General features: G+C 69.5%; 16 protein-coding genes. 7 read left to right on the forward strand and 9 right to left on the reverse strand.

What is annotated here, in order from left to right:
• Window positions 1-54: 54 nt before the first annotated feature.
• Window positions 55-1,767 (reverse strand): glycoside hydrolase family 6 protein, encoded by a 1,713-nt coding sequence (locus tag ACH4YP_RS03980; protein WP_361064539.1) that lies wholly within the window; start codon window positions 1,765-1,767, stop codon window positions 55-57.
• A gap of 12 nt (window positions 1,768-1,779) precedes the next feature.
• Window positions 1,780-1,935, reverse strand: a complete 156-nt coding sequence (locus tag ACH4YP_RS03985; protein ID WP_398489229.1) for a hypothetical protein — start codon at window positions 1,933-1,935, stop codon at window positions 1,780-1,782.
• Window positions 1,936-2,246: 311 nt separating this feature from the next.
• Here ACH4YP_RS03985 and ACH4YP_RS03990 point away from each other — a divergent pair, with 311 nt between their 5' ends.
• The 3 genes from ACH4YP_RS03990 to ACH4YP_RS04000 all read left to right on the forward strand — a co-directional run bounded on the left by ACH4YP_RS03990 (window position 2,247) and on the right by ACH4YP_RS04000 (window position 8,458).
• Window positions 2,247-5,162 (forward strand): glycoside hydrolase family 48 protein, encoded by a 2,916-nt coding sequence (locus ACH4YP_RS03990; RefSeq protein WP_398489231.1) that lies wholly within the window; start codon window positions 2,247-2,249, stop codon window positions 5,160-5,162.
• A 175-nt stretch (window positions 5,163-5,337) separates the two neighbouring features.
• Window positions 5,338-7,704 (forward strand): xyloglucanase, encoded by a 2,367-nt coding sequence (locus ACH4YP_RS03995; RefSeq protein ID WP_398489233.1) that lies wholly within the window; start codon window positions 5,338-5,340, stop codon window positions 7,702-7,704.
• A 286-nt stretch (window positions 7,705-7,990) separates the two neighbouring features.
• Entirely contained in the window at window positions 7,991-8,458 is a 468-nt protein-coding gene (locus ACH4YP_RS04000; protein ID WP_361064527.1) for a hypothetical protein, read from the forward strand.
• A 78-nt stretch (window positions 8,459-8,536) separates the two neighbouring features.
• On the opposite strand, the gene ACH4YP_RS04005 is transcribed toward ACH4YP_RS04000, so the two are convergent.
• Together ACH4YP_RS04005 and ACH4YP_RS04010 are read right to left on the reverse strand one after the other, a co-directional pair.
• Entirely contained in the window at window positions 8,537-10,411 is a 1,875-nt protein-coding gene (locus ACH4YP_RS04005) for a rhamnogalacturonan lyase (protein WP_361064524.1), read from the reverse strand.
• Window positions 10,412-10,502: 91 nt separating this feature from the next.
• Window positions 10,503-11,510 (reverse strand): YafY family protein, encoded by a 1,008-nt coding sequence (locus ACH4YP_RS04010; RefSeq protein ID WP_361064521.1) that lies wholly within the window; start codon window positions 11,508-11,510, stop codon window positions 10,503-10,505.
• Window positions 11,511-11,572: 62 nt separating this feature from the next.
• Between ACH4YP_RS04010 and ACH4YP_RS04015 the strand changes: the two genes are divergently transcribed.
• Both ACH4YP_RS04015 and ACH4YP_RS04020 read left to right on the forward strand, forming a co-directional pair.
• Entirely contained in the window at window positions 11,573-12,097 is a 525-nt protein-coding gene (locus ACH4YP_RS04015; protein WP_361064518.1) for a hypothetical protein, read from the forward strand.
• The gene (locus tag ACH4YP_RS04020) at window positions 12,094-12,600 is read left to right on the forward strand and encodes a hypothetical protein (protein WP_361064515.1); all 507 of its coding nucleotides are present in this window, start codon (window positions 12,094-12,096) and stop codon (window positions 12,598-12,600) included. The genes ACH4YP_RS04015 and ACH4YP_RS04020 overlap by 4 nt, the downstream gene beginning before the upstream one ends.
• Here the strand turns inward: ACH4YP_RS04020 and ACH4YP_RS04025 are convergent.
• Both ACH4YP_RS04025 and ACH4YP_RS04030 read right to left on the reverse strand, forming a co-directional pair.
• The gene (locus ACH4YP_RS04025) at window positions 12,539-13,297 is read right to left on the reverse strand and encodes a class I SAM-dependent methyltransferase (protein WP_361064512.1); all 759 of its coding nucleotides are present in this window, start codon (window positions 13,295-13,297) and stop codon (window positions 12,539-12,541) included. The genes ACH4YP_RS04020 and ACH4YP_RS04025 overlap by 62 nt on opposite strands.
• Before the next feature lie 8 nt (window positions 13,298-13,305).
• On the reverse strand, window positions 13,306-13,611 hold the full coding sequence (locus ACH4YP_RS04030) for a 4a-hydroxytetrahydrobiopterin dehydratase (RefSeq protein WP_361064509.1): 306 nt from the start codon (window positions 13,609-13,611) through the stop codon (window positions 13,306-13,308).
• 156 nt (window positions 13,612-13,767) lie between these two features.
• Here ACH4YP_RS04030 and ACH4YP_RS04035 point away from each other — a divergent pair, with 156 nt between their 5' ends.
• Window positions 13,768-14,667, forward strand: coding sequence for a helix-turn-helix domain-containing protein (locus ACH4YP_RS04035; RefSeq protein ID WP_398489236.1), 900 nt, complete (start codon window positions 13,768-13,770; stop codon window positions 14,665-14,667).
• A 7-nt stretch (window positions 14,668-14,674) separates the two neighbouring features.
• On the opposite strand, the gene ACH4YP_RS04040 is transcribed toward ACH4YP_RS04035, so the two are convergent.
• Entirely contained in the window at window positions 14,675-15,127 is a 453-nt protein-coding gene (locus ACH4YP_RS04040; RefSeq protein ID WP_361064503.1) for a hypothetical protein, read from the reverse strand.
• A gap of 213 nt (window positions 15,128-15,340) precedes the next feature.
• Between ACH4YP_RS04040 and ACH4YP_RS04045 the strand changes: the two genes are divergently transcribed.
• Window positions 15,341-16,204 carry a helix-turn-helix transcriptional regulator gene (locus ACH4YP_RS04045; protein WP_361064500.1) on the forward strand — a complete coding sequence of 288 codons (864 nt, stop codon included), beginning with the start codon at window positions 15,341-15,343 and terminating at the stop codon, window positions 16,202-16,204.
• Window positions 16,205-16,304: 100 nt separating this feature from the next.
• Here the strand turns inward: ACH4YP_RS04045 and dnaK are convergent, their stop codons facing one another.
• Entirely contained in the window at window positions 16,305-18,218 is a 1,914-nt protein-coding gene (gene dnaK / locus ACH4YP_RS04050) for a molecular chaperone DnaK (RefSeq protein ID WP_361064497.1), read from the reverse strand.
• 180 nt (window positions 18,219-18,398) lie between these two features.
• Window positions 18,399-18,827, reverse strand: a complete 429-nt coding sequence (locus tag ACH4YP_RS04055; RefSeq protein WP_143640927.1) for an OsmC family protein — start codon at window positions 18,825-18,827, stop codon at window positions 18,399-18,401.
• Window position 18,828 lies beyond the last annotated feature (1 nt).

Consider the following 18,828-nt stretch of genomic DNA (forward strand, 5'->3'; position numbering starts at 1 on the left):
GCCCCGAAAGGGGCGCGGGGAACTGCGCAACGTGACCCCGCGCTCAGCGGAAGGTCACAGTGCCGGATACGCGTTCTTCATGAGCTCCTGGAACTGCGCCGAGAACCAGTGCCCGGACAGCGGCGCGTTCGCCAGCGCGCCCGACATGTTGTTGTTGTTCCGCGGGTTGCCGGTGTACGTCGGGTCGCACATCCGGTCGAAGCCCTTGCCCTCGTCGTTCGGGATGGCGGTGCTCGACCCGTCCGACTCACCCGGCGGCTTCATCCACACGTACGCGTCGATGCCGGTCGCCGGTGAGGCCTGCGGGCGTTCGCCGAGGCCGGCGCCCGACTGGTTGCACCAGTTGCCGGTGTTGATGCGCCGGTCGTAGCGGCCTCCGTCGACGTAGGTGTCGACGTTGGTCGTCGCCCCGGGACCGGTGGGCCGTGCCGTGCCGCCCCAGCCGTTGCGGGAGGTGTCGATCAGCATGCCGAGCCCGGACGGGAAGCCGATCGAGACCAGCTGGGTGCGCATGGCCTGCGCGTACGACTGCTCGTCGACGTAGCGGTTCCAGTCGATCCACTTCGACGTACGGACCGACGCGCCGCCCACGGAGTCGTTGATCGTGAAGTGGGCTTCCTTGAGGGCGCTGTAGTTGGCGGTGTTCACGATGAAGCCGTGCACATCGGCGACAGTCGCGCCCTCGGCGGTGGCCGCCTCCTTGAAGAGGGCGGCGGAGGGCGCGAAGTTGTCGTCCCAGCCGAGCCAGCCGTGGTGTCCGGCGTCCACGTAGTTGTAGACGTTGGGCGCGTCGCCGAGCTTGTTCAGCGCGTAGCCGACGCCCTTGACGTAGTTGCCGTTCGCCTTCATCGTGTCGCAGTTGGCGGTGGCGGTGGCACGCGGCGAGACGTTCGTGACGAGGTTCGGCAGCGAGTCGATCTCGACGGTCGTGACGATCCGCAGACCCGCGTACTTGCTGTCGGCGAGGATCGCCGCGATCGGGTCGATGTACTGGGTCTTGTACTTGTCGATCTCCGTCGCGCCGAGTTCGCCGTTGGAGGCGAGGGCCGCGCAGTCACGGCCCGGCAGGTTGTAGATGACCAGCTGGACGACCAGTTCGTCGGACCCCTTCTGCGCCAGCGCCGCGTCCAGGTGGGCGCGCAGGCCCATGCCGCCGTTCACGCCGTTGATGGCGGCGATCCGGTCGAGCCACACGCCCGTCGGCTGGTTGGCGATCCGGCTGCCACCGGTCTCCGCGGTGGCCTTCGCCTTCCACTCCGGGTTCACATACACCTTGGCGCCCGCGTACGGGTTGTCGACCTTGGTGCCCGGGCCCGGTGGGTCCGTGGGTCCGGGGCCGCTGCCACCGTCGTCGACGTTGCAGGTCACTCCGTCGAGGGTGAACGTGGTGGGCAGCGCGTTGGTGCCGCTGTAGGTGCCGTTGAAGCCGAAGCTGACCGAACTCCCGGTCCCCAGCGTGCCGTTGTAGCTCTCGTTGGCCGCGGTGACGGCGGTGCCGCTCTGGCTGAGCTTCGCGTTCCAGCCGCTGGTGACCTTCTGGTTTCCGGCGTACGACCACTTCACGGCCCAACTCGACTTGGCCGCGCTGTTGTTGGTGACGGTGACCGCGGCGGTGAAGCCGGAGTCCCACTGGTTCTGCACCTTGTAGTCGACGGTGCAGGGGACGGCGGCCACGCCGACGTCCGACGGTATCGCCGCGACGGCGGCGCCCGCGGTGCCGGCGACCAGCGCCATCGCCGCGAGGATTGCTGTTCTGGTACGGCTCATGTGCGGGGTGTCCTATCCGTCGAGGGAGCGCAGGCGGTCGCGCGGCCCTATGCCGAATGACGTGGGTGTGCCGTCGTACCGGGAGATGAGGGCGTGCCCTGAGCACTCCACCGTGCAGGCGGGCGCGGCTCCCGAAGCCGTGACGAGCGGCGCGACCGCGGTGCCCATGAGAGGGAACGCCGGGGCGCCGACCACTAAAAGAGATGAACGCGGGGGGTGTCGCATGAGCGACTCCTTGCAGCTCTGACACGTCGTGACGGACGTGTCGACTGATGGAACCGCTCCCACTGGTGCCGAAGAAGGTAGCGCCAAGTGTTGGTAAAGGACAGAGGAGTTGCACTCTTGATCTATCGAATCATTTCGACTCTTCAAGCACCTTGACCCCTTCGACCCGCATCCCCACTATGGGAGCGCTCCCACTGGTTCAAGGCTTGTTGCCCCTCCCCCCATCTCCGAGCCGCATGGAGAGGAACCAGAACATGGCACCCAGACGCAGACGCCGCCTCGCGCGGCGGATGTGGACCGCCGTGGTGGCGGCCCTCGCCCTTCCGTTGACCACACTGGCGACCGGCGCGACCCCCGCTCAGGCGGCGGCCGTCCAGTGCAGCGTCGACTACAAGACGAACGACTGGGGCTCCGGCTTCACCGCCGAGCTCACCCTCACCAACCGCGGCACGGAGGCGATCAGCGGCTGGGTCCTGACGTACGACTACGCGGGCAACCAGCAGCTCAGCAGCGGCTGGAGCGGTACCTGGTCGCAGGCCGGCAGGACGGTCACCGCGAGGAACGCGTCCTGGAACGGGACGATCGCGGTGGGTGCCGCGGTGACGACCGGCGCCCAGTTCACGTACAGCGGCACCAACGCGGCCCCCACCTCCTTCGCGATCAACGGCACGGCCTGCACCGGCGCCCACCAGCCGCCGATCACCGTGCTGACCAGTCCCACCGCGGGTGCCGTCTACTCCCAGGGCGCCGCGGTCCCGCTCGCCGCGACCGCCGCGGCCGCGGACAACGCGACGATCAGCAAGGTCGAGTTCTACGACAACACGACGCTGCTGGGCACCGACACGAGCTCGCCGTACTCGCTTTCGGCCTCCGGCTTGACCGTGGGCAGTCATTCGCTGCTCGCGAAGGCGTACGACAGCCTGGGCGCGTCCGCGGAGTCCACACCGGTCGGCATCACGGTCGCCTCGGGTCCCGCCGTGGTGGTCTCGCCGACCCAACTGGGCGTCCAGCAGGGCAAGTCGGGCACGTACGACGTGAAGCTCTCGACCCAGCCGTCGGCGAACGTGACCGTGGCGACCGCTCGGGCGAGCGGCAACACGGGCTTGTCCGTCACCGGCGGGGCGTCGCTCACCTTCACGCCGGCGAACTGGAACACCGCCCAGAAGGTGACCGTCACGGCCGCCGCCTCGGGCACCGGTTCGGCGACCTTCGAGTCGACGGCCACCGGGCACGCGAAGGGCGCGGTCACCGTCACGCAGCTCGCCGCGTCGAAGGAGTACGACGCCCGCTTCCTGGACCTCTACGGGAAGATCACCAACCCGGCGAACGGCTACTTCTCGCCGGAGGGCATCCCGTACCACTCGGTGGAGACGCTGATCGTCGAGGCGCCCGACCACGGCCATGAGACGACGTCGGAGGCGTACAGCTATCTGCTGTGGCTCCAGGCCATGTACGGCAAGGTGACGGGCGACTGGACCAGGTTCAACGGCGCCTGGGAGATCATGGAGAAGTTCATGATCCCCACGAAGGCCGACCAGCCGACCAACTCGTTCTACAACGCCTCGAAGCCGGCGACCTACGCGCCCGAGCACGACACCCCGAACGAGTACCCTGCGCAGCTCGACAGCGGCGTCTCGGTCGGTCCCGACCCGATCGCCGCCGAGCTGAAGAGCGCGTACGGCACGGACGACATCTACGGCATGCACTGGCTGCAGGACGTCGACAACGTCTACGGGTACGGCAATTCGCCCGGGAAATGCGAGGCGGGTCCGGCGGACACCGGTCCCTCGTACATCAACACCTTCCAGCGCGGATCGCAGGAGTCGGTGTGGGAGACCGTGCCGCAGCCGACGTGCGACGCCTTCAAGTACGGCGGTACGAACGGGTACTTGGACCTGTTCACCAAGGACGCCTCGTACGCGAAGCAGTGGAAGTTCACCAACGCCCCCGACGCCGACGCCCGGGCCGTGCAGGCCGCGTACTGGGCCGACATCTGGGCCAAGCAACAGGGCAACGGCTCCGCCGTCACGGCGACCGTCGGCAAGGCCGCGAAGATGGGCGACTATCTCCGCTACTCCATGTACGACAAGTACTTCAAGAAAATCGGCAACTGCGTCGGACCGTCGACCTGCCCGGCCGGCACCGGCAAGGACGCCTCGCACTACCTGCTGAACTGGTACTACGCGTGGGGCGGCGCCACCGACGCCTCGGCGGGCTGGGCCTGGCGCATCGGCTCCAGCCACACCCACGGCGGCTACCAGAACCCGCTGGCGGCCTACGCGCTCAGCTCGTACACCGACCTGAAGCCCAAGTCGGCGACAGGACAGGCGGACTGGGCCAAGTCCCTCGACCGGCAGCTGGAGTTCTACCGCTGGCTGCAGTCCAGCGAGGGAGCCATCGCGGGCGGCGCCACCAACAGCTGGCAGGGGCGTTACGCAACGCCGCCGTCCGGGACGCCGACCTTCTACGGCATGTTCTACGACGAGAAGCCGGTCTACCACGACCCACCGTCCAACCAGTGGTTCGGCTTCCAGGCGTGGTCGATGGAGCGGGTCGCCGAGTACTACCAGCAGACGGGTGACGCGGACGCCAAGGTCGTCCTCGACAAGTGGGTCGACTGGGCGCTGTCCAAGACCACGGTCAACCCGGACGGCTCCTTCCGTATCCCCAACACCCTCCAGTGGTCGGGCAAGCCCGACACCTGGAACGCGTCAAGTCCCGGTGGGAACACGGGACTTCACGTCACCGTCGCCGACTACACGAACGACGTCGGCGTGGCGGCCGCGTACGCCAAGACCCTGACGTACTACGCCGACCGCTCCGGTGACGCGGAGGCCAGGACCACGGCCAAGGCGCTGCTCGACGGCATGTGGGCGAACAACCAGGACGCGCTGGGCATCGCGGTCCCGGAGACCCGCTCCGACTACAACCGCTTCGACGACGGCGTGTACGTCCCGAGCGGCTGGACCGGCAAGATGCCGAACGGCGACACGATCAACTCGTCGTCGACCTTCGACTCGATCCGCTCGTTCTACGAGGACGATCCGGCCTGGTCGAAGATCGAGGCGTATCTGGCGGGCGGGGCCGCGCCCTCGTTCACGTATCACCGGTTCTGGGCCCAGGCGGACATCGCCCTTGCCATGGGCTCGTACGCGGAGCTCCTCGAATAGCCCCGTTGATCGCTCCGCGGGGAGGTCGGTACGGAAGCCGCGGGTCGACCCGGCCCCGCGCCCCTAAAGGGGGGCGCGGGGAACGGCGACCGTGCCCTTGGGCGGTCCCCACCCTCACTGGGGGCCGCCCGGCCTTTCGCGTTCTCATCCCCCCACGTGCAAGGAGAGGGTCACCGTGCGAAGAACCCCCGTCCTCACCGCCGTGCTCGGGCTGGCGGCCGGGCTGCTCGCGGGTACGCCGCCCGCGCTGGCCGCGCAGCCCGTCGAGAAGGCCGCGCCCTCGGCGTCCGTCGCCGTGGACGCGTACACCTGGAAGAACGCGCGCATCGACGGCGGCGGGTTCGTCCCCGGCATCGTCTTCAACCGGTCCGAGAAGAACCTCGCGTACGCGCGGACCGACATCGGCGGCGCCTATCGCTGGCAGGAGTCGTCGAAGAGCTGGACCCCGCTGCTCGACTCGGTGGGCTGGGACCGCTGGGGCCACACCGGCGTCGTGAGCCTGGCCTCCGACGCGGTCGCGCCGAACAAGGTGTACGCGGCCGTCGGGACGTACACGAACAGCTGGGACCCGGGAAACGGAGCTGTGCTCAGGTCCGCCGACCGGGGCGCGACCTGGCAGAAGGCCGATCTGCCGTTCAAGCTGGGCGGCAACATGCCCGGGCGCGGCATGGGCGAACGGCTCGCTGTCGACCCCCACAGGAACAGCGTGCTGTATCTGGGCGCCCCGAGCGGCAAGGGACTGTGGCGGTCCACCGACTCGGGCGCATCCTGGTCGCAGGTGACGAACTTCCCGAACGTCGGCAACTACGTGCAGGATCCGACCGACACCAGCGGGTACGCCTCCGACAACCAGGGCATCGCCTGGGTCACCTTCGACGAGTCGACCGGCACGGGCACCAACGCGACGGGGACCGTCTATGTCGGTGTCGCCGACAAGGACAACGCCGTCTACCGCTCCACCGACGCGGGCGCGACCTGGTCCCGGCTCGCCGGGCAGCCCACGGGACACCTGGCCCACAAGGGGGTCCTGGACGCGACGAACGGTTACCTGTACCTGGCCTACAGCGACAAGGGCGGCCCGTACGACGGCGGCAAGGGGCAGTTGTGGCGGTACGCGACGGCGACCGGCGCCTGGACGAACATCAGCCCGGTCGCGGAGGCGGACACCTACTACGGCTTCAGCGGGCTGACGGTCGACCGGCAGAAGCCGGGAACAGTCATGGCGACCGCGTACAGCTCCTGGTGGCCCGACACACAGATCTTCCGCTCCACGGACAGCGGCGGGACCTGGACGAAGGCCTGGGACTACACCTCGTACCCCAACCGCTCGAACCGCTACACGATGGACGTCTCGTCCTCGCCGTGGCTGAGCTGGGGCGCCAATCCGTCGCCGCCCGAGCAGGCTCCCAAACTGGGCTGGATGACCGAGGCGTTGGAGATCGACCCGTTCAACTCGGCCCGGATGATGTACGGGACGGGCGCGACGGTCTACGGGACCGAAAACCTCAACCAGTGGGACAGCGGCGGCCAGTTCACCATCAGGCCGATGGTCCAGGGGCTGGAGGAGACGGCCGTCAACGACCTGGCCGCTCCCCCGTCCGGCGGGGCCCAACTCCTCAGCGCGCTGGGCGACATCGGCGGCTTCCGGCACACGGACCTCACCAAGGTCCCCTCGCTGATGTTCACTTCGCCGAACTTCACCACGACCACGAGCCTCGACTTCGCGGAGTCCAACCCGGGCACGGTGGTGCGGACCGGCGATCTCGACTCGGGTCCGCATGTGGCGTACTCGACGGACAACGGCGCCAACTGGTTCGCGGGGACGGACCCTTCGGGCGTGAGCGGCGGCGGCACGGTCGCGGCGGCCTCCGACGGGAGCCGCTTCGTGTGGAGCCCGGACGGCGCGGGCGTCCACCACGCGACGGGCTTCGGCACCTCGTGGTCGGCCTCGACCGGCATTCCTGCCGGTGCGGTCGTCGAGTCGGACCGGGTCGACCCGAAGACCTTCTACGGCTTCAAGTCCGGCAAGTTCTACGTCAGTTCGGACGGCGGCGCCTCCTTCACGGCCTCGTCCGCGACCGGGCTGCCGAGCGGCGACAGCGTACGGTTCAAGGCACTGCCGGGCACGAAGGGTGACGTGTGGCTGGCGGGCGGCGCGAGCGACGGCGCGTACGGGCTGTGGCACTCCACGGACAGCGGCGCGACCTTCACCAAGCTGCCGGGCGTCGAGCAGGCCGACACGATCGGCTTCGGCAAGGCGGCGGCCGGCGCCTCCTACCAGACCCTCTACACGAGCGCGAAGATCGGCGGCGTACGCGGCATCTTCCGCTCCACGGACAAGGGCACCACCTGGATCCGCGTCAACGACGAGGCACACCAGTGGGGTTGGACGGGCGCGGCCATCACCGGTGATCCGCGCGTCTACGGGCGTGTGTACGTGTCGACGAACGGCCGGGGCGTCGTCTACGGCGACTCGTCGGACGCGAACGTGGTGTCCGGTTCGTCGGCGCAAGCTCGCCGACCGGTCCACACGGTGACCTGACACCAGGGCCGGACGAGCTGGAGGGCGCGGGCCCGACAAGGCCCGCGCCCTCTTCGTGCGCTCGACGGCTGCGGAGACGGACTGCCTACGTCACAACTGAGGCACTATCCACACACACCCCTTACACTCTATTTAACTCTCTCGTTACGGTCATTCCTCCACAACCCCGGGGGGACCCATGTCTTTCGGACCACCGCCGTCCACGCCTCCACAGCCACAGCCTCAGTGGGGCCCGCCCCCGCCGCCGCCCGCGCCTCCCCGGCCCGGCTGGGCGCGCAAGCGCATCGTGATCCCCGCCGCAGTCGTGCTGTTGTCGGTCGGGGCCGGCATCGGAGCGTCCGGTGGGGAGGAGTCCGGCAAGAAGGCGTCCGCACGGCCGACCGTCACCGTGACCGCCACCGCCGCCGACCTGAAAGCCGATGCCGATGCCGAACCGGCACCGGAGGTCACGGTCACCAAAACCGAGACCGTCACGGCGAAGCCGTCGAAGAAGGCCGAGCCGAAGGTCGCCACCATCCCCGGCGACGGGACCTTCGTCGTCGGCGACGACATCAAGGCAGGCACGTACAGGACGGCGGGCGCCGAGGACTCGGTGATCCCGAACTGTTACTGGGCGCGGCTGAAGGGCACGTCGGGCGACTTCGAGGACATCATCGCGAACGGCAACGTCAAGGGCCCCACCACGGTCACCGTCTCCAGCAGCGACGGGGCGTTCCAGTCCACCGGCTGCAAGACGTGGAAGAAGGTCGGCTGACGGGCCGAGTTTCGGCGGCCGTCCCACGAGCTCGGACGGCCGCCCCTTCATCCCACCCCTGGAACCCGTTTCAGCAGGTCATGGCGTGTAGACCGTCGGCCTGGGGGCCGTCGGCATGCCGTTGCCGATGTAGAAGCTCGGGTGTGGGGGCTGGTTGTAGGCGGTGTTCTGCCAGGCGATGCCCGTGCGGTACATCGTGTCGTGGAGGAGGGTCGTGATCTTCGTGGTGGTCTCGGCCGGTGTGGAGTAGATCCGCAGTGCCCTGTTGTCGCTGGTGGCCCAGACGACCTCCTCGCGCCAGTCGCCGAAGAGGTCGCCGGACAGCGCCGGGGTCGCCTTGGTGCCGTTGTTGGAGTGGACCGAGGCGCCGGTCAGCAGGCGGGTCTCGCCGGACGTGCCGTACTTGTCGATGCGGGTGCCGTCGAGGAGTTCGCGCGTGGTGTCTCCGTCCCACCAGGACAGGAAGTTGACGGAGGACGGCTCGCGGCCCTTGGTGGCGCCGGACTCGTCACGGATGTTCGTGTCGGAGGCGGACCACATCTCGGCGCCGTCGTTGCCCGCGTAGATGTCCCCGGCCACTCCCCTGCCGTTGTCGCAGCAGGCGGCGAGCTGCCAGCGGATCGCGCCGCTCGCGGGGTTGATGTACAACTCGGCGGGCTGGGACGTGGATTCGGAGACCTTGAAGTACTCAAGGCCTGACGTCCCCGGGTCGAGATCGCCCAGGTGCTGGGCGTCGCCGTGCCCGGTCCTCGTGGTCCACAGGCCGTTGCCGTTGTCGTCGACGGCCATCGCCCCGTAGACGATCTCGTCCTTGCCGTCGTTGTCGACGTCCCCGACGGACAGACTGTGCGAACCCTGGCCGTCGAACCCCTTGCCGCTGTTGGTCGAGGAGTTGGTGTCGAAGGTCCAGCGCCGCGTGAACGCCCCGTTGCGCCAGTCCCAGGCCGCGATCACCGAACGCGTGTAGTAGCCGCGGGCCATGACGAGCGAGGGCCGGGCGCCGTCCAGGTAGGCGGTCCCGGCGAGGAACCGGTCCACGCGGTTGCCGTACGAGTCGCCCCACGAGGAGACCGTGCCGCGCGCCGGGACGTAGTCGACGCTCTGCATCGCCCTGCCCGTCTGGCCGTTGAACATGGTCAGGTACTCGGGACCGGCGAGGACGTACCCACTGGAGTTGCGGTGGTCGGCGGAGGCGCTGCCGATGACCGCGCCCGTTCCGTCGACCGTGGCGTCGGCGGTCTTCGCGGCCACCTCGGCCTTGCCGTCGCCGTCGTAGTCGTACACCTGGAACTGTGTGTAGTGCGCGCCCGAGCGGATGTTCCGCCCCAGGTCGATGCGCCACAGCCGGGTGCCGTCGAGCTTGACGCCGTCGATGACCGTGTTGCCGGTGTAGCCGGACTGGGAGTTGTCCTTGGCGTTCGTCGGCTGCCACTTCAGGACGAAGTCGAGCGCGCCGTCGCCGTCGAGATCGCCGACCGAGGCGTCGTTGGCCTCGTAGGTGTACGCGACGCCGTCCGGGGTGGTGCCACCGGCGGGCGGGGTGATGGGCACGTCCTTGTATCCGGTACGGAACTGGATCGCGTGGACCGAGTCGCCCTGCTCGACGCCGCCCACGACCGCGCGGACCGTGTAGTCGGCCTGGGAGGGCGCGCCGGAGTGGAAGTAGTTCGTCGAGCCGGTGACCGGGGCCGAGTTGACCTTCGTACCCGCCCGGTAGACGTTGAACGCGACGTCGTTCGGGTCGGTGCCGAGCCAGCGCCAACTGACTAGGTTGCCCGCGTCGGTGTGCACGCTGACCACACCCCGGTCGAGCCTCTCGACCTGGCGTGCGGTCGCGGCATGCGCCGGACTCGCGGTGAGCGAGGTGAGGCCTGCGGCGGCGAGGGTGCCGGCGACGACGGTGGTGAGGAGGAGCCTGGTTCTGCTGCTGCGTCTGCGTTGCGGGTGCTGCACGGTGACGTACCTCCCTGGGAGGGGCAGACGGGTTCTGCTACCTCAGTTGCCGCTGGGGGCACGGGAGTTGCCGCGATTCAGCAAGCGCTGTCTATGTGTTCTGCGTGCGGGATTCTTCGGACGTGCTGGATGCGTCGGATGTGCTGGATACGTCGTACGTGTGGGACAGCGCGGCGACCGTCCCGGCGATGCGGTCGCGCAACTCGGCCGGTTCCAGCACCTCGACGTCCGTGCCGAGACGCAGGAACTCGCCGTGTGCGTGGTCGACGGACTCGATGGGGACGGTGGCCAGGGTCCAACCGTCCGCGTCCGTACGGCCGTTGGACCGTACGGCGTCGCCCGCCGGTCCGGTGAGACGGACGCCCGGGGCGAGCCGGACCACCGCCTCTCCCCGGTGCAGCCGGTCGTGGAAGTCACGCTGGTACGCCGTCCAGTACGCGGCGAGGTCGAAGTCGTCGGGGCGGGTGAACTCCTCACCGGACGTGGCCAGTTCGAGGATCTGGTCGACGCGGAACGTACGTGGTCCGGGGCCCGCGACGACGTACCAGCGGCCCGCCTTGAGGACCAGGCCGTACGGTTCGAGGCGGCGCTCCACGTCGGTGGGCTCGCGCCAGCGGCGGTACAGGACGTTCAGGACGCGGCTGTTCCAGACCGCGTCGGCGACGGCGGGGAGGTACGGGGCTCCCCCGCTGTCGGTGTCGGCGTACCAGCCGGGCGCGTCGAGGTGGAAGCGGCCGCTGATGCGGTCGGCGTGTTCGCGCAGCTCGCGTGGGAGGGCCGCGCGCACCTTGAGCTGGGCGGCGGCGAGGACGGGCCCGAGGCCCAGCTCGGCGGCGGGTCCGGGCGCGCCCGCGAGGAACAGGGCCTCCGCCTCGCCCGCGGTCAGGCCGGTGAGGCGGGTCCGGTAGCCGTCGAGGAGCCGGTAGCCGCCCGCGTGCCCGGCGTCGCCGTACAGCGGGATGCCTGCGGCGCTCAGCGCCTCGACGTCCCGGTAGACCGTGCGCACCGAGACCTCCAGCTCCTCGGCGAGGTCGGCGGCGGTCATCCGGCCCCGGGTCTGGAGGAGCAGGAGGATCGAGACGAGTCGGGCTGATTTCACCTCTCCAGAATGTCAGGCTTCACTGACAGAAGGTGTCAGTGAAGCGGCCTTAGCGTCCTCTCATGACTTCCAAGGCTTCCCAGCCCGCCCAGGTCTCCGCGACCTCCAGGAACTTCGCGGAGAAACTGCTGACCGTGCCGCCGCCCATCGAGGTGGCGGGGCGGCGGATCAAGCGCTACCACGTGACCGCCGACCCGGCGGGCATCGCGTCCGACGTCCAGGAGGCGGCGTACGCGATGCTGCCGAAGCTGCTGCCGGAGGCGGACGGCACACCGGCCGCGACGTTCGTCGTGCTGCACCGGGGCGCCGACTCCGGCGCCTACCTGAACGCGTACAGCTGGGTGTGGGACAACGTCCTGCACTTCAAGGGCGCCTCGGCGGGCCAGCCGGTGCTCGGCTGTCCGGATCGCGACCCGACGCACTTCGTCGCTCCCGACCTGCCGTGGATCGGCTGTGTCTGGGAGCTGCCGCCGATCCTGCACGAACGCGACGCCTGGGTACGGCACATGCTCGCCCCCGACGTCCCCGACCTCGACGCCTACATGGCCGACTGCCTGCCCGAGGGCACGACCGGAGACCGTTCATGAGCACACCGCACGACTTCGACTTCTTCGTCGGCGAGTGGGAGGTGGCCAATCGCCGCCGCACCGACTTCCTGGACGCCGGGAGCGACTGGGAGGAGTTCCCCGCCACGAACCGCTGCTGGAGCCTCTTCGACGGGGCAGGCAACATCGACGAGATGGACGTGCCCGGCCAGGGCTGGAAGGGGCTGACCCTACGGCTGCGTGACCGCGAGACCGGGCAGTGGTCGCTGAACTGGTCCAGCAGTCGCAGTGGACGGCTGTTCCCGCCCGTGTTCGGCCAATTCACCGACGGGCGGGGCGAGTTCTACGGGGACGACACGTACGACGGCAAGGACGTGCGCGTGCGGTTCGTGTGGTCGGGGATCTCGGCGACCACGGCCCGCTGGGAGCAGGCGTTCTCCGTGGACGGCGAGAGGACGTGGGTGACCAACTGGGTCATGGACTTCACGCGCCGACACCGGACGGGCTCAACGCCGGACCCGGTTTCCGGAACGCCCGCAGTTTGAACTTCGGGTCAGGGCGCGGGACATGCTGGTCCGGGAGCTGTTCCAGACGTAACGCGAGTTTCTCGGTGAGGGGCGCGCCCGGCGGCAGCAGCGTGTACCAGCCGCGTCGTACGTCGGCGGCGGCCCGCGCCGGAGCCCGGCCCTGGCCGTAGCCGCGGAAGCAGGCCCGGCCCGCCGGGATCAGGGCGTGCCGGTCGGCGAAGGAGCCCACGAGGTCGTCGCGGTCGCGGGCCGCGCGGCGCGGGCGCGGGGCCATCACGGCGTCGATGTCGCTGCGGACGTCGTGCGAGGCGGCCTTGTCGACTGTCGTGACGAAGACGCCGCCGGGCCGCAGCACCCGGGCCGCCTCGGCCACGACCCGCTCCGCGTCGTCCAGCAGATGCAGCAGCCAGACGGCCGTGACGGCCCCGAACGAGGCGTCGGGAAAGGGGAGTTGACGGGTGTCCGCGAGAATCACGCGGCCCGGTACGCGCTCGGCGGCCCGCCGCAGCATGCCGTACGCCGCGTCGGCGCCCGCCACGTCGAGACCGGCCGCCGCGAGCCGGCGCGTCACGATGCCGGTGCCGCAGGCGATGTCGAGGAGGTTGCCCGTGCCCTCGGGGACCAGTCCGAGCACGGCGCTCGCGGCCGCGGCGGCACGGGGTTCGCCGCCTCGGGACACGTCGTACCGCTCCGCTTCCTTGTCGTAGTCGAACACCAGCGGGCTCAATGTGCGCCGTGCCCGGCGGCGAGCTCCTCGACCCGGCGTGCCAGGTCGAGGTCCAGCTCGGTGACGGCTCCGCCCACGCTGTGCGTGTTCACGGTGAGGGAGACGCTGTGGTAACCGAGCGTGAGGTCGGAGTGGTGGTCCAGCTCGTCCTGCACCTGGGCGATGTGCACGACCAGCGCGGCCGCCGCGAAGTGCGAGCCGAGCTGGTAGGAGCGGGCGATCCGGTCTCCGTCCAGGGACCAGCCGGGCAGCTCCGCGAGCCGGTCCTCGATCTCCTTCTGAGACAGCGGTGCAAGGGGCATGATCGCGCTCCTTCCGTGACGTCCGGATCTCCTCAGCGTGCCACAGTCCGGCCGTCCCGTCGCTGGTCAGGCGCGTCCGGCGCAAGGGGCGGGGCAGGCATTCGGCCGCCAGGCGGCTCATCGACTCCCGGGCGGCAGATCGACTACGGTCGGTGTATGACCGCCGCCGCGTCCGCCTCCCCGTCCGCTGCCGAGTCCGCCGGCGTGTCCACCACCGCCTCCGCCGTCGACCAGGGTGTCGGTCCGCTGCTGCGCGGCTGGCGGGAGCAGCGCCGGGTCAGTCAGCTGGAACTGGCGCTGCGGGCGGGGTCGTCGGCGCGGCACATCAGCTTCGTGGAGACGGGCCGCTCCCGCCCGAGCGAGGAGATGGTGCTGCGGCTGGCCGAGCACCTGGACGTACCCGTGCGGGACCGCAACGCCCTTCTGCTGGCGGCCGGTTACGCGCCCCGCTACCCCGAGACCCCGCTCGACGATCCGGCGCTCGACGCGTTGCGCGAGGGCGTGGAGCGGCTGATCCAGGGCTACGAGCCCTATCCGGCGTTCGTGGTGGACGCGACGTACAACGTGGTCGCCGCCAACCGGGGCATCGCGATGCTCCTCGACACCGTGCCCGAGCACCTTCTCGCCCCTCCGCTGAACGCGATGCGGCTGACGCTGCACCCGGAGGGTCTGGCGCCGAGGATCCGCAATCTGCGGGAGTGGCGCGGCCATCTGCTGGCCCAGATGGAGCGGGACATCGCCCTGCGCCGTTCCGAGCCGCTGCGCGCGCTGTACGAGGAGGTGGCGGCGTATCCGTATCCCTCGGAGGGCCCTCCCGGGAACGGGAACGGGAACGGCAACAAGAACGGGAGCGAGAGCGACGAGGGATCCGGGGAGGCTGTCCCCCACTTCGCCCTGCCGATGCAGATCGAGCACGACGGACGGGTACTGTCCTTCATCTCGTCCATCTCGACGTTCAACACGCCCATGGACGTGACCGTCGCCGAGCTGGCCATCGAGACGCTGCTCCCGGCCGACCCCGCGACGGTCAAGTACCTTCAGTCACTGATGTCCTGATAGCCCGTCAGCTCGGGAGGTCCCGGCGGGCGCCGCCCGTAGCGCCGCCCTGTACGGCTCGCAGTGCCACGTGCTGCGCCAGGGCGAAGCCCGCAACGGTCAGTGCCTGCAAGGGGATCCACACCGCTCCCGCGGTACTCGGCGTCAGCCACACGGCGAGCGCGACGAAACTCAGCGCCGCCCAGGCGAGGTTGATCTCGATCACGGCCCGTACCGCGAGGACGGGCGACGGCCGTCGCGAGGCGAGCCACGCGACGCCCGCCGCGTACACCGTGAGTACCGGGCCTAGGGCGAGCAGCAGCCCCGAGCCGACGTCGAGCAGCCGCCCCAGCGGTCCGGACGCGACGAGGTAGGCGACGCCGTTCACGCCGGTCACCGCCGCGTCGAGCGCCAGGAAGCGGCGCAGCATGGTCTGCGGCTCGGTGGTGCGGGCCAGGGCGGCGAACTGGGTTGCGGACATGGCGGATCACCCTCCGTCGAGGTCGTGGCGGAACAACGGGACCCGGTTCCCGGACCGGAGTGCGCCGGACCGGAAACCGGTACACCCACCATGGCGTGCGCCCGGGGTGGCGGTCGATTACCGCTGAGGTAATGACAGCGCCCCGGAGCAGGTGAGGGTTGAGCGGGAACATGGCACACTTCTCGCCATGCTCGGCGCATGGGGAGGCGTGGCGTGAGTGAAAGGCGTCCTGCGCCGACCGTGGGGCAGGTGGTGTTGGGCAGACGACTGCAGGAGCTGCGCGAGGCGTCCGGTCTGAGACGGGACGAGGCGGCGCGGATCCTGCGGGTCACGGGCGCGACCATCCGCCGGATGGAGATGGCCGAGGTCGCGCTGAAGATCCCGTACGTCCAGGTGCTCCTGTCGACGTACGGCGTGCCCGACGGCGAGATCGCGGCGTTCGTGCGGCTGACGGAGGAGGCGAACCAGCCAGGCTGGTGGCAGCGCTTCCACGACGTCCTGCCGGACTGGTTCAGCATGCATGTGAGCCTGGAGGGCGCGGCCTCGATCATCCGGTCGTACGAGCCGCACTTCGTGCCCGGGCTGCTGCAGACCGAGGACTACGCGCGTGCGGTCCTGGAGGCGGGCACGGTCGGGAAGACCGGGGCCGAGGAGATCGAGCGCCATGTGTCCCTGCGGATGGCCCGGCAGGAGCTGCTGACCAGGGAGAATCCGCCCCACCTCTGGGTGATCATGGAAGAAACGGTCCTGCGGCGGCCGGTCGGTATCCACTCCGAGGTGATGGCGGAGCAGCTCGACCATCTGCTGGAAGCCGTCGAGAACGACCACATCACATTGCAGATCGCCGAGTTCGCGTCCGGGCCGCATCCGGGGACGTACGCGCCGTTCGTGCTGTTCCGCTTCGCCGAGCCGGAGCTTCCGGACATGGTCTACACCGAGTATCTGACCGGGGCGCTGTACCTCGACTCGCGCAAGGAGGTGGCCGCGCATCTGGAGGTGCTGGACCATATGACGACCGGGGCGGGCGGCGCGCGGCGGACCGAGGAGTTGATCCGGGCGCGGCGGGCCGACTTCTAGGGTGTTGGGCTCGCTGTCGGTTGTCGGGTGACGGCCGTCGTGGGCCGGCTGCGCGGTTCCCCGCGCCCCTGAAGGGGCGCCCCTTCAGGGGCGGGGCCCCTCAGGTCGAGTTGCTCTTCGTGTTGTCGCCGGGCTCGCCGGGCTTGTTCTCGGCTGCGTCCTTCTCGTCGTCGACGATCTCCGCGTCGACCACGCCCTCCTCGTCACCAGGTGGGGGCTGTTCGGTACCCGGCTGGTCCTGTGGTGGGGGTGACTGCTGGGCCTGGGCGTACATCTCCTGGCCCATCTTCTGGCTGACGGTGGCGAGTTTCTCGACGCCTGTGCGCAGGGTGTTCGTGTCCGTGGCGTCCCGTTGCTCCAGGAGGGCCTTCAGTTCGGTGATCGCGGACTCGACCTCGGTCTTCGTGCCGGCCTGGATGCGTTCTTCGTTCTCGCGGATGAACTTCTCGGTCTGGTACACGAGTTGCTCGGCCTGGTTGCGGGTCTCCGCGGCCTCCCGGCGCCCGCGGTCCTCGTCGGCGTACTGCTCGGCCTCGCGCATCATGCGGTCGATGTCGTCCTTGGCGAGCGCCGAGCCGCCCGTCACCGTCATCTTCTGTTCGCGGCCGGTGGCGAGGTCCTTCGCCGAGACGTGCATGATTCCGTCGGCGTCGATGTCGAAGGCGACCTCGATCTGCGGCAGCCCGCGGGGCGAGGGAGGCAGCCCGGTGAGGTCGAAGACGCCCAACTTCTTGTTGTAGGCGGCGATTTCACGCTCGCCCTGGAAGACCTGGATGCCGACCGAGGGCTGGTTGTCCGTGGCGGTGGTGAAGATCTCCGAACGCCTCGTGGGAATGGTCGTGTTGCGCTCGATGAGCTTGGTCATGATGCCGCCCTTGGTCTCGATGCCCAGGGACAGCGGGGTGACGTCGAGGAGCAGGACGTCCTTCACGTCGCCGCGGATGACGCCCGCCTGGAGGGCCGCACCGAGGGCCACGACCTCGTCCGGGTTGACGCCCTTGTGCGGGTCCTTGCCGGTGAGTTCCTTCACGAGCTCGGTCACCGCGGGCATCCGGGTGGAGCCGCCGACGAGGATGACGTGGTCGACCGCCGAGAGCTTCACGCCCGCGTCCTTGACCGCCTGGTGGAAGGGGTTCTTGCAGCGGTCGAGCAAGTCGGCGGTGAGCTCCTGGAACTGAGCGCGCGTCAGTTTCTCGTCGAGGTGCAGCGGACCCTCGGCGGAGGCGGTGATGTAGGGCAGGTTGATGGTCGTCTCGGTCGACGAGGACAGCTCGATCTTGGCCTTCTCCGCGCCCTCGCGCAGCCGTTGGAGCGCCATCTTGTCCTGGCCGAGGTCGATGCCGTTCGAGCCCTTGAAGCGTTTGACGAGGTGCTCGACGATCCGGTGGTCCCAGTCGTCGCCGCCCAGTTGGGTGTCGCCGTTGGTGGCCTTGACCTCGATGACGCCGTCGCCGATCTCCAGGAGCGAGACGTCGAAGGTGCCGCCGCCCAGGTCGAAGACGAGTACGGTCTGCTCCTCGCCGCGGTCGAGTCCGTACGCGAGGGCCGCGGCCGTCGGTTCGTTGATGATCCGCAGGACCTTGAGGCCCGCGATCTCGCCGGCCTCCTTGGTGGCCTGGCGCTGGGTGTCGTCGAAGTGGGCGGGCACGGTGATCACCGCGTCGGTGACGTCCTCGCCGAGATACGCCTCGGCGTCCCGCTTCAGTTTCTGCAGCACGCGCGCGGACAGTTCCTGCGCGCGGTAGCGGGTGCCGTCGACCGTGCCGCTGTCGGGGAACTGCCAACTCGGGTCGCCCATATGGCGTTTGACGGAACGCGCGGTGCGCTCGACGTTCGTCACGGCCTGCCGTTTGGCGACCTCACCGACGAGGACCTCGCCGTTCTTGGCGAAGGCCACCACCGAGGGGGTGGTGCGCGCGCCCTCGGCGTTGGCCACGACCGTGGGATCACCCCCTTCCAGAACGGCCACCACCGAGTTGGTGGTACCAAGATCGATCCCGACCGCACGTGCCATGTCCGTCCCCTTCCACCCGGGCCTTGACGCCTACCATCACAAAACTTGAGTGCCTCCCTGTCAATGGGGCGGGTACCCAAGTCGGCCCCGAACGACCCTGGAGAGCCTGGCGACCGGACCGGACACGACGATGCCGCGCCCCCTGTGCGGCGGGCGCGGCATGGTCGTACGTGCGGGCGGTCAGGCGAGCTTGGCCGACAGCGTGATCGTCGTGCCGGTCAGCGCCTGGCTGACCGGGCAGTTCTTCTTGGCGTCCTCGGCGGCCGCGACGAACGCGTCCTCCTCGATGCCCGGCACCGTGCCCTCCACCGTGAGGTGGATGCCCGTGATGCCCTCGCCCGGCTGGAACGTGACGTCGGCGGAGGTGGTGAGCTTGGTGGCCGGCGTGCCGGCCCCGGCCAGGGCGTGCGAGAACGCCATGGAGAAGCAGCTGGAGTGCGCGGCGGCGATCAGCTCTTCGGGGCTGGTCTTGCCGTTCGCGTCCTGCGAGCGCGACGCCCAGGTCACGGGCTGCTGTGCGATGGCGCCGGAGGAGTCGAAGCTGACGACTCCGTTGCCCTCCAGCAGGTTGCCTTCCCAGACGGTGTGTGCGGAGCGCGTGGTTGCCACG

This window comes from Streptomyces sp. NPDC020747, assembly GCF_044334695.1.
GTDB lineage: Bacteria > Actinomycetota > Actinomycetes > Streptomycetales > Streptomycetaceae > Streptomyces.